12 protein-coding genes are annotated in these 13,489 nt (G+C 65.9%); 6 read left to right on the forward strand and 6 right to left on the reverse strand.

The annotated features are described in order from the left end of the window. The first annotated feature begins 259 nt into the window (after positions 1-259). Complete coding sequence (locus LRP30_RS36090) at positions 260-1,759, forward strand: hypothetical protein (RefSeq protein ID WP_249757892.1); 1,500 nt, start codon at positions 260-262, stop codon at positions 1,757-1,759. Here the strand turns inward: LRP30_RS36090 and LRP30_RS36095 are convergent. Further along, complete coding sequence (locus LRP30_RS36095) at positions 1,745-3,046, reverse strand: MFS transporter (RefSeq protein WP_249757893.1); 1,302 nt, start codon at positions 3,044-3,046, stop codon at positions 1,745-1,747. The two genes, LRP30_RS36090 and LRP30_RS36095, sit on opposite strands and share 15 nt — an antisense overlap. A 472-nt stretch (positions 3,047-3,518) precedes the next feature. On the opposite strand from LRP30_RS36095, the gene LRP30_RS36100 reads away from it, so the two are divergent. The 3 genes from LRP30_RS36100 to LRP30_RS36110 are packed head-to-tail and all read left to right on the forward strand — an operon-like array spanning position 3,519 to position 7,291. Then, positions 3,519-4,733: an ABC transporter substrate-binding protein gene (locus LRP30_RS36100; RefSeq protein WP_128937905.1), complete on the forward strand. Its 1,215-nt coding sequence runs from the start codon at positions 3,519-3,521 to the stop codon at positions 4,731-4,733. A gap of 7 nt (positions 4,734-4,740) precedes the next feature. Further along, entirely contained in the window at positions 4,741-6,474 is a 1,734-nt protein-coding gene (locus LRP30_RS36105; protein WP_249757894.1) for an FAD-dependent oxidoreductase, read from the forward strand. Positions 6,475-6,496: 22 nt separating this feature from the next. Next, the gene (locus LRP30_RS36110; RefSeq protein ID WP_249757895.1) at positions 6,497-7,291 is read left to right on the forward strand and encodes an IclR family transcriptional regulator; all 795 of its coding nucleotides are present in this window, start codon (positions 6,497-6,499) and stop codon (positions 7,289-7,291) included. A gap of 13 nt (positions 7,292-7,304) precedes the next feature. On the opposite strand, the gene LRP30_RS36115 is transcribed toward LRP30_RS36110, so the two are convergent. From LRP30_RS36115 to LRP30_RS36135, 5 genes are read right to left on the reverse strand one after another with little or no spacing between them, the layout of a single operon-like run. Next, positions 7,305-8,084 (reverse strand): SDR family oxidoreductase, encoded by a 780-nt coding sequence (locus LRP30_RS36115; protein ID WP_249757896.1) that lies wholly within the window; start codon positions 8,082-8,084, stop codon positions 7,305-7,307. Positions 8,085-8,123: 39 nt separating this feature from the next. After that, the gene (locus LRP30_RS36120; RefSeq protein ID WP_128937908.1) at positions 8,124-8,867 is read right to left on the reverse strand and encodes an aspartate/glutamate racemase family protein; all 744 of its coding nucleotides are present in this window, start codon (positions 8,865-8,867) and stop codon (positions 8,124-8,126) included. A 9-nt stretch (positions 8,868-8,876) separates the two neighbouring features. Next, a complete protein-coding gene (locus LRP30_RS36125; protein ID WP_249757897.1) occupies positions 8,877-10,142 on the reverse strand; it encodes an FAD-dependent oxidoreductase in 1,266 nt (421 codons plus the stop codon). A gap of 2 nt (positions 10,143-10,144) precedes the next feature. Beyond that, positions 10,145-11,806 (reverse strand): thiamine pyrophosphate-binding protein, encoded by a 1,662-nt coding sequence (locus LRP30_RS36130; protein WP_249757898.1) that lies wholly within the window; start codon positions 11,804-11,806, stop codon positions 10,145-10,147. After that, positions 11,803-11,997 (reverse strand): hypothetical protein, encoded by a 195-nt coding sequence (locus tag LRP30_RS36135; protein ID WP_249757899.1) that lies wholly within the window; start codon positions 11,995-11,997, stop codon positions 11,803-11,805. The genes LRP30_RS36130 and LRP30_RS36135 overlap by 4 nt, the downstream gene beginning before the upstream one ends. A gap of 97 nt (positions 11,998-12,094) precedes the next feature. Between LRP30_RS36135 and LRP30_RS36140 the strand changes: the two genes are divergently transcribed. Together LRP30_RS36140 and LRP30_RS36145 are read left to right on the forward strand one after the other, a co-directional pair. Then, complete coding sequence (locus LRP30_RS36140) at positions 12,095-12,784, forward strand: aspartate/glutamate racemase family protein (protein ID WP_249757900.1); 690 nt, start codon at positions 12,095-12,097, stop codon at positions 12,782-12,784. Continuing rightward, positions 12,784-13,434, forward strand: a complete 651-nt coding sequence (locus tag LRP30_RS36145; protein ID WP_249761911.1) for a TetR/AcrR family transcriptional regulator — start codon at positions 12,784-12,786, stop codon at positions 13,432-13,434. The genes LRP30_RS36140 and LRP30_RS36145 overlap by 1 nt, the downstream gene beginning before the upstream one ends. Positions 13,435-13,489: the final 55 nt, after the last annotated feature.

Below are 13,489 nucleotides of genomic sequence, written 5' to 3' on the forward strand. Positions count from 1 at the left end.
GAAATTTTTTCGCCCTACCCGCGTTGATCGTCGGCTGTCGGGCTCGTCCCAACAGGCCCTCGCAACGGGTTCTCCAGCGCGCCCCGGCGCGGATGCCCCGGAAGCTCTCGGCGGCGACGGCAAAGGAAGATAGAAATGTCGATTTAGGCAAGGCCCGGGGGGCCTTGTGCATGTGGACCCGCAGCGGGCATGAAGAAATATCATGCATGATCGACAAGGCTCCCGAACGCGCCGGACCACTTGCGCAGCAGCAGGGGCGATGACGATTGCGCTGCTCGCGGCCGCAACGTTGTGCGCGGCGCGCGCCGACGACAGCACCGTCGCGGCAGCGCAGTTGAAGGCGGTCGCAACGATCGATACGCGCTTTCAGTCCTACAACATCGAGATGGTGGAGGTGACCGGCGGACGGTTCTGGAAGCCCTATCCGCGAACGGCACGAGGCTTCGACCAGCTGGATCGTTACAGCGCAAGACCGCCGATCGATCTGGCCAATGCACGCCTGCGCCTGCTCGCGGCCGCCTTGTCGCCGGCCTATCTGCGCGTCAGCGGAACCTGGGCCAATGCGACGTTCTTTGCCGACGCGCCGGGAAAGCCGCCGCCGGGATTCAACTCCGTGCTCAGCCGTGCGCAGTGGCGCGGCGTCGTCGAGTTCGCGCGCGCGGTCGATGCGGAGATCGTCACCTCTTTTGCGATCAGTCCCGGCAGCCGCGATACCGATGGCGTGTGGAAACCGGACCAGGCGCAGCAGGTGGTCGACACCACACGCGCGCTGGGCGGCCGCATCGCCGCCGCAGAATTCATGAACGAGCCGACGCTCGCAGCGACCAACGGTGCACCGGCCGGCTATGACGCGACCGCCTATGGCCGCGACTTCAAGGTCTTCCGCGACTGGATGCGACGCGCCGCGCCGGAGACGCTGATCCTCGGCCCAGGCTCGGCCGGCGACGCACCATCGCCATCCGGCGCGGCCATCACAACGCGCGACCTGCTCGCCGCATCCGGACCCGGCGTCGATCGCTTCTCCTATCATCACTACAACACGATCTCGCCACGCTGCGGCGGGCACGATGATCCGGCGCAGGCGCTCTCGGAGGAATGGCTGGCGCGCACGGATGCGACACTCAAGATCTACCAAGCCCTGCGCGACGCCTTCGAACCGGGCAAGCCGATCTGGCTGACCGAGACGGCTGATGCGGCCTGCGGCGGCGGCCGATGGGACCAGACCTTTCTCGACACCTTCCGCTATCTCGACCAGCTCGGACGCCTGGCGAAGGCCGGCGTCCAGGTGGTGATGCACAATACGCTGGCCGCCAGCGATTACGGTCTGCTCGACGAAGCAACGTTCCGGCCGCGGCCGAGTTACTGGGCTGCGCTGCTCTGGCGCGGGCTGATGGGAACGATCGTGCTCGACGCAGGCAAGGCCGCTTCGTCCGATCTTCATCTCTACGCGCATTGCCACCCGGCCATGGCGGGCGCGGTGTCGCTGCTCGCCATCAACGCCTCGCGCAGCGCAACGCACCCGCTGACGCTCTCGGATTCTGCCGAGCGGTACACACTGCACGCGGTGCGGCTCCAGGGCCCGACCGTGCAGTTGAACGGCAAGACGCTCACGCTGACTGCCGATGGCATGCTGCCCAGGCTCGAGGCGCGGGCAACACCGGCGGGAGCAATCCGGCTTGCGCCAGCGACCATCACCTTCCTGGTGATTCCGAACGCGGCAAATCCCGCCTGCTTGCCGCGACGCTCAGGACTTCAGTGACTCCCGCGCCGTCTCCGGTGCCATCAGCGTTGCGATGATCGTGACGATCGACAGCGCGACGATGTAGACCGACACCGCCCAGTACGAGCCGGCCCATGCCAGCAGCGCGGCCGCAATCAACGGCGAGAAGCCGCCGCTCAATGCCGCCGCGACGTTGGCGCCGAGCGAGGCGCCGCTGTAGCGCACCTGGGTGCGGAACAGCTCCGGCATGAATGCGGCCTTTGGCCCGAACAGCAGCGCATGGGTCAGCGTCATGGTGACGACGAGCGCGAGCGTGATCAGCGCCGGCTCCCTGGTGTCGAGGAACCAGAACAGCGGGAACGCCAGCGCTACCGAGAACACGCCGCCGGCGAGATACAGCGCCTTGCGGCCGAAAAGGTCGGAGAGCCACCCCGCGAGCGGCAGCGTCGCGAACTCGACGATGGCGGCACAGACGACCGCGTCCAGGATCACCTGCCGCGGCAGTCCGAGCTTCGTCGTGGCATAGACCACGGTGAAGACGGTGAGGAGATAAGCGAGCCCGACCTCCGATACCGTGATGCCGATCGCCAGCAGAAAGCTGCGCCAGTCGCGGCGCAGCACCTCGAGCACCGGCTGCGCCAGCACCTCCTTGCGCTCGACCACCTCCTTGAAATGCGGCGTTTCCGCCAGCTTGAGCCGCACGATGAAGCCGATACCGACGAGCAGAATGCTGATCAGGAACGGCACGCGCCAGCCCCAGCTGAGGAAGTCGGCCTCGGGCAGCTTCGTCATCAGGCCGAAGATGCCGGTCGAGGCGGCGACGCCGACGGGAAAGCCGACCTGCACCAGGCTGCCGTAAAAGCCGCGGCGATTGCCGGCGTGCTCGATCACCATCACCACCGCGCCGCTCCATTCGCCCCCGAGGCCGATGCCCTGGACGAAGCGCAGGCAGACGAGCAGGATCGGCGCCCAGACGCCGATCTGGCTGTAGGTCGGCAGGCAGCCGATCAGGAAGGTGCCGAGCCCCATCGCGATCATGGTCGCGACCAGCATGGTCTTGCGGCCGAGCCGGTCGCCGTAATGCCCGATGATTGCGCCGCCGATCGGCCGCGCCACAAAGCCGACCGCATAGGTCGAGAACGCCACGAGCGTGCCGACGAAGGGATCGAAGCTCGGGAAGAACAGCTTGTTGAAGACGAGCGCCGCGGCAGTGCCGTAGATCAGGAAGTCGTACCATTCGATCGCGGTGCCGAGCGCGCTCGCCCACACTACATGCGCCGTCGTCGATTTCTCCGCCGAAGCGGAGAGCCCCGTTGCTGCCGGCATGCCCTGCCCCCAAAGATTCCGGACGGCATCATGAATAATCGCGCCGACGCTTGCAACCTGCCCGCGCATTCGATTGCTCTCGTGCCCCGGACGCTGCGCAGCACGAAGTGATGCGCTGCAGAGCCGGGGCCCATGCGGCCTCGCGCAATCCGTGTCGTATGGGTCCTGGCTCTGCGCTGCAACGCTAAGGGGCGTTGCATCGCGTCCGGGACACGAGAGTGTCGGGTACCGCTGCTTCGACAACCGTCATTGCGAGGAGCCCTTGCGACGAAGCAATCCAGACTGCGTCCACGGAGGGATTCTGGATTGCTTCGCTGCGCTCGTGGTGACAGTTGCGGGCACATCTCCGCTGAGTCGTCGCGGCCGTCATGGAACCCAGCCTTTATTCGCCATTGACAAATTCATTCGCCAATATCTAATTTGCCACCAGAATAACCCGCCGCGCTAAGCGGCCCATAGAGAGGGAACCACGATGAAAGGGCTTCTGGCCTGCGCCATGCTCGCGGCCATGACTTCAGCTGCCATGACCACAGCGGCCACTGCGCAAGTCTCCGACGACGTGGTGCGGATCGGCGTGCTGACGGATCTGTCGAGCTGGGGCCGCGACAATAGCGGACCGGGCTCGGTCGAAGCGGCCAAGATGGCCGTGGAGGAATTTGGGCCGACCGTGCTCGGCAAGCCGATCGAAATCATCAGTGCCGACCATCAGATGAAGACCGATGTCGGCGTTCAGATCGTGCGCGGCTGGTTCGACAACGGCAAGGTCGACGCGGTCGTCGACATCCCCAATTCCGGCATCGCGATCGCCGTGCACAACATGGTGCGCGAGCGGGGCAAGGTCGCCCTGCTCTCGGGCCCCGGCGCGAGCTCGCTGACCGACGAGCTGTGCAGCCCCAACACCGTGCACTTCACTTACGACACCTATGCCCTGTCGAAGGTGACGGCCTCCGCCGTGATCAAGGAGGGCGGCAAGTCCTGGTACTTCATCACCGCCGACTACGCCTTCGGCCAGCAGCTCGAGAGGGACGCAACCCGCTTCATCAACGAGATGGGCGGCAAGGTGCTCGGCGGCGTCAAGCATCCGACCAACACCGCCGATTTCTCCTCCTTCGCGCTCCAGGCCCAGAGCTCGAAATCCGACGTGGTCGCGTTCGCCAATGCCGGCCAGGACACCGACAACGCCATCAAGCAGTCCGGCGAATTCGGCCTCGTCCAGGGCGGTCAGAAGCTGGTCGGCCTGTTGATGTTCGACACCGACGTGCACGCGATCGGCCTCAAGGCCGCGCAGGGCACCTACATGACCACGGCCTCCTACTGGGCCATGGACGAGGCGACCCGCGCTTGGTCGAAGAAGTTCTACGAGCGCACCAAGGTGATGCCGACCATGATCCAGACCGGCGTCTACGGCTCGGTGCTGCATTATCTCAAGGCCATCAAGGCCGCCGGGACCGACGAGTCCGCCAAGGTAATGGCCAAGATGCGCGAGCTGCCGATCGAGGATACATTCGTCCATGGCGGCAAGTTGCGCGAGGACGGACGCGTCATCCGCGACATGTATCTCGCCAAGGTGAAAAAGCCCGAGCAGTCCAAGGAGCCGTGGGACTATCTGGACATCGTCAAGACCGTGAAGGGCGAGGACGCCTTCCGTCCGGTCTCCGAGTCCAAATGCCCACTCTTGAAGAAGTGAGGCCCGCATGACCGGTAACGAGCGCAGCGCAATTGAGACTTACGAGTGCGATGTGCTCGTGGCCGGATCAGGCGCCTCCGGCATGTCGGCGGCAATCACGGCGCGTTCTCGCGGCCTCGACGTGCTCATTGTCGAGAAGGAATCGCGCTTCGGCGGCACCACCGCCCGCTCCGGCGGCTGGCTCTGGATCCCCGGCACCTCTCTTGCCAAGGCCTATGGCATCGAGGAGACGCCGGAGCGGGCCCGCACCTATCTGCGGCACGAGGCCGGCAACAATTACGATGCGGCACGGGTCGATGCATTCCTGAGCGCGGGACCCGAGGCGGTCGATTTCTTCATCACCAAGACCGCGCTCCGCTTCGACATGCCGCTGGTGTTTCCCGACTACCACGCCGAAGCACCCGGCGGCGCGCAGGGCGGCCGCTCCATGGTGACGCGCCCGTTCGACGGCCGCGAGCTCGGCGATCACATCACGGCGCTGGGCATGCCGCTGCCCGAGCTGACCGTGTTCGGCATGATGTTAGGCTCCGGCAAGGAGATCATTCACTTCATGCGCGTGACGAAGTCGCTGGCCTCCGCGGTCTATGTCGCCAAGCGCCTGTCGCGGCATTTCATAGACGTGCTGCGCTACGGCCGCGGCATGACCTTGACCAACGGCAATGCGCTGGCCGGACGGCTGGCAAAATCCGCGCTCGATCTGAGGATTCCGATGTGGCTGTCCTCGCCGGCGCGCGAGCTGACGGTCGAGAATGGCGCCGTCACCGGCGCGATCGTTTCGCGTGAGGGACGCGATGTGCGCGTCCGTGCGCGCCAGGGCGTCGTGCTCGCCTGCGGCGGCTTCCCGCACGATGTCGAGCGGCGCAGAAAGATGTTTCCACATGCGCCGACCGGCACTGAGCACTATTCGCCGGGACCGACTGGCAACACCGGTGACGGCCTCCGCCTTGCGGAAAGCGCCGGCGGGCATGTCGAGGATCGCCTGCCGAACGCGGCCGCCTGGGTCCCGGTGTCGCTGACCACGCGCAAGGACGGCTCAAAGGGCGTGATGCCGCATTTCATCGACCGCGCCAAGCCCGGCGTGATCGCGGTGATGCGCGACGGCAGGCGCTTTGCCAATGAAGGCAATTCCTATCACGACTTCGTCCAGGCCATGATGAAGGCCGCCAAGCCCGGCGAGGAGATTGCCGCCTTCCTCGTCTGCGATCACAAGACGCTGCGCAAATATGGCCTCGGCTGCGTGCCGCCATTCCCGATGCCGCTTGGCCATCATTTGCGGACCGGCTACCTCATGCGTGGCGACACGCTGGAGGCACTGGCGGCGAAGGCCGGCATCGATGCCAAGGCGTTCACCGAGACCGTCAAGCAGTTCAATGCGACCGCGCCGCAAGGCCACGATGCCGCCTTTGGCAAGGGCTCGAAGGCCTATAATCGCTACCAGGGCGATGCCCTGCATGGCCCGAACCCCTGCGTCGCACCGATCGAGAACGGGCCGTTCTACGCCATCAAGATGGTGATCGGCGATCTCGGCACCTATGCCGGCATCGTCACCGACGAGAACGCGCGGGCGCTCGACGCCGAAGGCCGGGTGATTCCCGGGCTCTATGCCGCCGGCAATGACATGGCGAGCATCATGGGCGGCAATTATCCCGGCGCCGGCATCACGCTTGGGCCGGCGCTGACCTTCGGCTACATTGCCGGACGACATCTGGCCGACAGCGCCGCCAAGCGCAAGGCGGCCTAAGCAGACGCACGCCAGGAGGCGCATGAAGAGGGAAAGCCGCGGCATCCAGTCGATCGAGGTCGGCGGAGAACTGCTCCGTGCGCTCGCAAGGAGCGGCGAGCCGATGATGCTGCGCGATCTCGCCCGCGAGGCCGGCATGACGCCGGCCAAGGCACATCCTTATCTCGCCAGCTTTTCCCGTATCGGGCTGATCGAGCAGGACGAGACCACCGGCCGCTACGAGATCGGCGCGCTGGCGCTGGAGCTCGGCCTGATCAGCCTGCGCCGCCTCTCCGGCGTGCGCATCGCACGTCCCAAGATCGCGGCGCTCGCGAGCCAGATCGGCCACGCGGTCTCGCTCGCGGTCTGGGGCACACACGGTCCGACCGTGGTGCAACTGGAAGAGCCGGCCCAGCCCGTCCACATCGTGATGCGGGCCGGCTCGGTGATGGCGCTGCTGGAGACCGCGACCGGCCGCGCCTTCGCGGCCTTCCTGCCGGAGAAGACCATCAATGCCGCGCTCGAAAGCGGCCTCGACCGCCATGGCGTCGGGTACAATCCCAAGCGCGCGGTGAAAGGCGCGAAGGTCACCGAGATGCTCGCTGAAGTCCGCAAGCATGGCCTCGCCCGCGCGCTCGGCGATCCCCTGCCCGGCGTCAATGCGTTCTCAGCACCGGTGTTCGATCATTCCGGCCATGTCGCGCTGGTCATCACCGCGATGGGACCGGAAGGCACCTTCGATGCGCGCTGGGACAGCCCGATCGCCCATGCGCTGCGCGACTGCGCCGGCGCCATCTCGAAGCGGCTCGGCCACGGCATGACGGTCGCGGCGGAGTGAGAGGCAGCGAGCCCTACTTCTCCTTCACCGGCACCGTGTAGTTCAAAACCAGCCGGCCGCCATCCGGATAGATCGTCTGTCCGGTGATGTAGGACGCATCGTCGCTGGCAAGGAACGCCACGACGGAGGCCACCTCGCTCGGCTCGCCGCCGCGGCCCGCCGGCGTGCGCGACATCACGGTCTTGCGGGCCTCCTCCGAAGTGTAGATGGACGACGCCACCATGTCGGTCAGGATCGTGCCCGGCCCGACCGCGACGACGCGGATGTTGTGCGGGGCCAGTGCGACGGCCGCGACGGAGGTGAGCTGCTTCATGCCACCCTTGGAGATGGCATAGGTCGCAAGCGTCGGGATCGCCAGCAGCGCATTCACCGAGGACATGTTGATGATGACCCCCCCGCCACCTTGCGCAATCATCTGCTTCGCCGCGGCCTGCACGCCGAAGAACGCGCCTTTCAAATTGATGCCGATGATCTCGTCGAAATCCTGCTCGGTGATATCGAGAATATCCTGGTTGCGGGCGACACCGGCATTGTTGACCATGATGTCGAGCCGACCGAACTCCCGGACCGCGGTGGCGACCGCACGATCGACGTCCGCGCGCCGCGCGACGTGGCACGGCAGGGCATACAGCTCTTTGGGCTTGCCCAGCTCGTTGACCGTCTTCTCGAGCGCATCGGTATCGACGTCGGCGATGACCACCTTGACGCCGTCGTCCAAGAATCTCTTCGCGCAGGCCTTGCCGATGCCGCGCGCCGCGCCGGTGATGACGGCGACCTTGCCGGATAGTTTCATGGGTTCGCTCCAGGACTTGTGACGATCTTACGAACGCGTTCACGCAAAGACGCGCGGGCGCAGTCCAGCATGAAACCAGGTGATCATGGAATAGATGTCGTAAACCGGCAATCCGACCTCGGCCTGAAGCGCGGCCGCATAAGGCGGCATGTTGGTGCACTCAAGCACGATGGCGCCGACATCCGGGTTCCCAGCGACGAGCTGCTTGCCGGCCTCAACCACGTCTCGCTCGGCCTGCGCGACGTCCATGTCGTCCTTCTCGGCCTTGATCAGGACGCGGAAGAATTCCTTGCCGTTCTCGGTGCCGACCAGCGGCGTATCGAGCGGCACGCCTGCACCTTCGAGATGGGCGGGCGAGAGCGTCGAGCCCGACACGGTGACGAGGCCGACGCGCTTGCCCGGCGGCAAGGTCGCCTGCACCCACGGCACCTGCATCAGCGAGGAGGTCGCAACCGGCACGCCGACGGCGGCCGCGATCTCCTTCTGGAACAGCGACAGGAAGCCGCAATTGGTGGTGATCGCTTCGGCGCCGAGCCGCACCAGGTCCTTCGCCGCGTCGATGAAATCAGGCAGCAGGCCGGCCGCGCCGTTCAGCACCACCTTCTCCGGCGAGGCGCCGCTCACCACGCGATACAGCACGGGGAACGGCCAGGTCGTGCCGTTGCCCATGTCGCCGGGAATGCGAGGAAAGCGCGCTTCCAGCATCAAAATGCCGAGCGGCGCGCCATAGATGGCCTTGCCGCCACGGGCGATGCGGGAGGACGAATTGGCTGGATGGGTCATGGTGCGATCTCAGAGGAAACGATCGGGTGCGAACGGCGCGAGCGGGATCTCAGGCTGCTTGCCGCTGAGGAGCTGCGCGACGAGCCGGCCGGTACGCGCCGAGCCGACCAGGCCGACATGGCCATGGCCGAAGGCATAGACGATGTCGCGCGAGGCCCGCGCATAGCCGATGCAGGGCCGTCCATCCGGCATGCTCGGCCGATGACCGAACCAGGTTTTGATGCGCGAGGCTGGAATGTCCTTCGGCAGTTTTGGGAACATGCTGAAGAGGTGGTTGCGCAGAATCTCGGCACGCTTCCAGTTCGGCGCGGCCTCTAAGCCGGCGATCTCGACCGTGCCGGCGGCGCGCAGGCCTTTGTCGGTCCAGTTCACCACCATCTTGGCATCTGACGCCATCATCGAGCTGCGCGGACCCGTTTCAGGATTCTCGATCATGACGTGATAGCCACGCTCGGTCTCGAGTGGCAGCGGATCGCCGACCGACGCAGTCAATTGCTTCGAGCGGGCGCCCGCCGCCACCACTGCGGCATCGCAAGGGATCTCGCCGGTCTCGGTGACGACGGCGACGAGCGTGTTGCCGGAGAGCTTGAGACCCGTTGCCTTGGCCCGCACGTGCTTCGCACCGCCTGCCATCGCATGTTGCGCGAGGGCCGCGACATAGGCGCCGGGATTGCGGCAGCGGCCGGCCTCCTCCACCACCACACCAAACGTGTAGCGCGGATGCAGGTCCGGCTCGCGCTGGCGCATCTCATCGGCGTTGAGCTCGAGCCATTCGACACCGACCTTCTTGCGTAGATGCCAGCCGAGATCGTTGTCGAAATTGCCGCGCGACGGGAACACATGCATCACGCCGTTACGCTCGATCAATTCAGGCATGCCCGCCTCCTCCGCGAGCTTTTTGTGCAGAAGCGGTGCGTCCTTCAACAGATCGCGCAGCGCGAACGCCGTCTTCTCGACCCGCGCCTCCGTCCAACCCGAGAGCAGATATTTGATCAGCCAGGGCAGCGCCTTCGGCAAATAGGACCAGCGGATCGCGAGTGGGCCGAGCGGGTCTATCAGATAACCCGGCACCTTCTTCCAGACGCCCGGCTCGGCCGGCGGGATCACCGAATGCGACGACAGCCAGCCGGCATTACCGTAGCTGGCCGCCTGCTCGCCACCGGGCTCGCCCGGATCGATCAACGTGACGCGATGGCCCTCGCGCAGCGCTTCAATGGCGCTGATCACGCCGACCGCGCCGGCGCCGATGATGGCGACGTGGCGGCCGGTCGCCATCGCTAAGCCTTCACCGCTGGCACAAAATCCTTGCCGACCGAGATCGCGCGCGGATCGATGATGCAGTGGAGGATGGACGGCTTGCCCGAGGCGAGCGCGCGCTCGAACGCGGGTGCGAATTCCTCGGTGCGCTCGACGCGCTCGCCATGGCCGCCGAACGCCTTCGCGTACAGCGCGAAATCGGGGTTCTTGAGCTGGGTGCCGACGACGCGGCCGGGATAGTCGCGCTCCTGGTGCATACGGATGGTGCCGTATTGCGAATTGTCGACGACGATGACGATCAGCGGCGCATCGTACTGCACGGCGGTCGCGAACTCCTGGCCGTTCATCAGGAAGCAGCCGTCACCGGCAAAGGCGACGACGACGCGATCCGGGTATTGCCGTTTTGCCAGCACGCCCGCCGGCACGCCATAGCCCATCGAGCCCGAGGTCGGCGCAAGCTGCGCGGCAAAGCTGTGAAAGCGGTGATGACGATGGATCCAGCCGGCATAATTGCCTGCGCCGTTGCAGACGATCGCGTCCTTCGGCAGGCGGTCGCGCAGCCAGGTCATGACCTGGCCGTACTGGAACCTGCCCGGCAGCTCGCGCGCCTTCTCGGTCCAGGCAAGATAATCGGCATGTGCTTTCGCCGCTTCGCCCTTCCAGGCCACCGCACCGGAAGGCTTCAGCGTTTCGACCGCGGCGGCGAATGCGGCGGGCGTCGCCTGGATCGCAAGGGCCGGCTGATAGACGCGGCCGAGCTCTTCCGAGCCCGGATGCACGTGGATCAGCTTCTGCTGCGGGGTCGGAATGTCGAGCAGCGTGTAGGACGAGGACGGCATCTCCGACATGCGGCCGCCGATGAGCAGAATGACGTCGGCGCCCTCGATGCGCGCCTTCAGCCCCGGGCTCGGCCCGATGCCGAGATCGCCGGCGTAATGCGAATGGTCGGCGTCGATCAGCGAGGCCCGGCGGAACGAGGTCGCAACCGGCAGGTCGAACCGCTCGGCGAATCGCGCGATGCTCCTGGTCGCCTCGTCGGTCCAGCGCGAGCCGCCGAGGATGACGAGCGGCGCCTTGGCGTTGGCGAGCATGGCGCCGAGCTTTTCGATGTCGGCCGGCGCCGGCCAGCTCACCGCAGGCTCGATCCGCATGGCGTCCGCAACCGCCGCGGTCTCGGTCAGCATGTTCTCGGGCAGCGAGATCACCACGGGACCCGGCCGGCCCTGCATGGCGACGCGGAACGCGCGCGCCACCAGCTCCGGAATGCGATCGGGGCGATCGATCTCGACCGCCCATTTCGCCATGGTGCCGAACACCGCCTTGTAGTCGAGCTCCTGGAACGCCTCGCGCTCGCGCATGCCAGTGTCGACCTGGCCGACGAACAGGATCATCGGCGTCGAATCCTGCATCGCGATGTGGACGCCGTGGCTGGCATTGGTCGCGCCGGGTCCGCGGGTGACGAAGCAGATTCCGGGGCGGCCAGTGAGCTTGCCATAGGCCTCCGCCATCATCGCGGCGCCGCCTTCGGCGCGGCAGATCACGACGTCGATCGGGCTGTCATGCAGCGCATCGAGCGCCGCCAGATAGCTCTCGCCCGGCACGCAGGTAACGCGCTCGACCCCTTGCGCGACCAGCTGGTCGATCAGGATCTGGCCCCCGGTGCGGGTGTTGCGAATGGTCATGACGGCTCCCTCAAGGCTTTGGCGATGCGCCCGAGCGCCTCGCCATTATGTGCGGAATTGGCGTAGGACAGGCCGACAGGACGCGCAAGATCGAAAGGCTTCTCGCCGCCTGCGCAGGCGTCATGCCCGCCCTTGCCGTTTGCACTGATCGGGCTTTGAGGCCACGTCCGCGCAATCCCGGCCTCCGCCATGGGCCACACGCCAACCGGTCTATTTTCCCTGTCACGATGGTGAGCTTCGTCGTCTTCGTCTACGATCCGGCCGGACCAAATCGTCTGGAGCATGGGAATGCAAACCATCGGCCTGATTGGAGGCATGAGCTGGGAGAGCACCGCACTCTACTATAAGCTCATCAATGAGCGGGTCCGCGACCGCAAGGGCAAGCTGCATTCGGCGCCGCTGCTGATGTATTCCTACGATTTTCAACAGATCAAGGAAATGCAGTACGCCGATCGCTGGAGCGAGGCGGCGGCCAGCCTGGCGGAGGTCGCACGGCGGCTCGAAAGCGCCGGGGCCCGTGCGATCGTGTTGTGCACGAACACGATGCACAAACTGGCACCCGACATCATGTCGAGCTTGACCGTTCCATTCATTCACATCGGGGACGCAACGGCCCAGCGGATCCGGGCCAAAGGGTACCGGCGGCTCGGGCTGCTCGGCACGAAATTCACGATGGAGCAGGACTTTTACACCGACCGGCTGCGCGCGCATGATCTCGATGTCCTGGTTCCTCCCGCCGACGCCCGCGCCGACGTGAACCGCATCATCTACGATGAGCTGTGCCTTGGAACTGTCACCGCTCCCTCGCGCCGGCGCTATCAGGAGGTGATGGCAGCGCTCGTCACCGCCGGCGCGGAGTGCATCATCCTCGGCTGTACCGAGATCACGATGCTGGTCGGCCCGGACGACACCTCAGTCGAGACGTTCGACACGACGGCAATTCATGCCGAGACGGCGGCCGATTTCGCCATGGGATGATGCTCGAACGCATGCCGCCCCCATTAAAGCGTACCAACGACCCCGAGCGCACCAAGCGCGATATCCTCGAAGTGGCGATGACCGAATTCGCCCGCGAGGGCTATTCCGGCGCGCGGGTCGACGCCATCGCCGCGCGGACGCGCACGTCGAAGCGGATGATCTACTATTATTTCGGCGGCAAGGAGCAGCTCTACCTCGCGGTGCTCGAAGAGGCCTATCGCAGAATCCGCGCGCTGGAGGACCAGCTCGACATCGAAAGCTGCGACGCCCGCGAGGGATTGCGCCGCCTGATCGAGGCCACCTTCGACCATGACGAACGCAATCCGGACTTCATCCGCCTCGTCAGCATCGAGAATATCCACCATGGCAAGCATCTGAAGCAGAACCCGCAGCTGCGCCAGCTCAACGCCAGCGTGATCGCGACGCTCGACGGCATCCTGAAGCGCGGCCGCGCGGAAGGCGCCTTCCGCGACGACGTCGACGCCATCGACCTGCACCTCGCCATCTCCTCCTATTGCTTCTTCCGCGTCGCCAACCGCGACACGTTTGGTGCGCTGTTCGACCGCGACCTCAGCGAACTCGGGGTGCTGGCGAAGAGCCGCACCCAGATCGTGGAGATGATTTTGGCCTGGCTGGGGGCGAAGGGGTGAGGGTGCGGCGCGCCGCAAACTCAGCTGTCGTCCTGGCGAAGGCCAGGACCCATAC

The sequence above is a fragment of the Bradyrhizobium sp. C-145 genome, from assembly GCF_023375135.1.
Taxonomy (GTDB): Bacteria; Pseudomonadota; Alphaproteobacteria; order Rhizobiales; family Xanthobacteraceae; genus Bradyrhizobium; species Bradyrhizobium zhanjiangense.

What these genes read in the sequence shown, in the direction of transcription:
- LRP30_RS36125 (WP_249757897.1), bottom strand. Translation starts at nt 10,142, where the DNA reads ATGGCGACCGGCCGCCACGTCGCCATCATCGGCGCCGGCGCGGTCGGC.
- LRP30_RS36145 (WP_249761911.1), top strand. Translation starts at nt 12,784, where the DNA reads ATGCTCGAACGCATGCCGCCCCCATTAAAGCGTACCAACGACCCCGAG.
- LRP30_RS36115 (WP_249757896.1), bottom strand. Translation starts at nt 8,084, where the DNA reads ATGAAACTATCCGGCAAGGTCGCCGTCATCACCGGCGCGGCGCGCGGC.
- LRP30_RS36130 (WP_249757898.1), bottom strand. Translation starts at nt 11,806, where the DNA reads ATGACCATTCGCAACACCCGCACCGGGGGCCAGATCCTGATCGACCAG.
- LRP30_RS36140 (WP_249757900.1), top strand. Translation starts at nt 12,095, where the DNA reads ATGCAAACCATCGGCCTGATTGGAGGCATGAGCTGGGAGAGCACCGCA.
- LRP30_RS36120 (WP_128937908.1), bottom strand. Translation starts at nt 8,867, where the DNA reads ATGACCCATCCAGCCAATTCGTCCTCCCGCATCGCCCGTGGCGGCAAG.
- LRP30_RS36110 (WP_249757895.1), top strand. Translation starts at nt 6,497, where the DNA reads ATGAAGAGGGAAAGCCGCGGCATCCAGTCGATCGAGGTCGGCGGAGAA.
- LRP30_RS36135 (WP_249757899.1), bottom strand. Translation starts at nt 11,997, where the DNA reads ATGGCGGAGGCCGGGATTGCGCGGACGTGGCCTCAAAGCCCGATCAGT.
- LRP30_RS36090 (WP_249757892.1), top strand. Translation starts at nt 260, where the DNA reads ATGACGATTGCGCTGCTCGCGGCCGCAACGTTGTGCGCGGCGCGCGCC.
- LRP30_RS36095 (WP_249757893.1), bottom strand. Translation starts at nt 3,046, where the DNA reads ATGCCGGCAGCAACGGGGCTCTCCGCTTCGGCGGAGAAATCGACGACG.
- LRP30_RS36100 (WP_128937905.1), top strand. Translation starts at nt 3,519, where the DNA reads ATGAAAGGGCTTCTGGCCTGCGCCATGCTCGCGGCCATGACTTCAGCT.
- LRP30_RS36105 (WP_249757894.1), top strand. Translation starts at nt 4,741, where the DNA reads ATGACCGGTAACGAGCGCAGCGCAATTGAGACTTACGAGTGCGATGTG.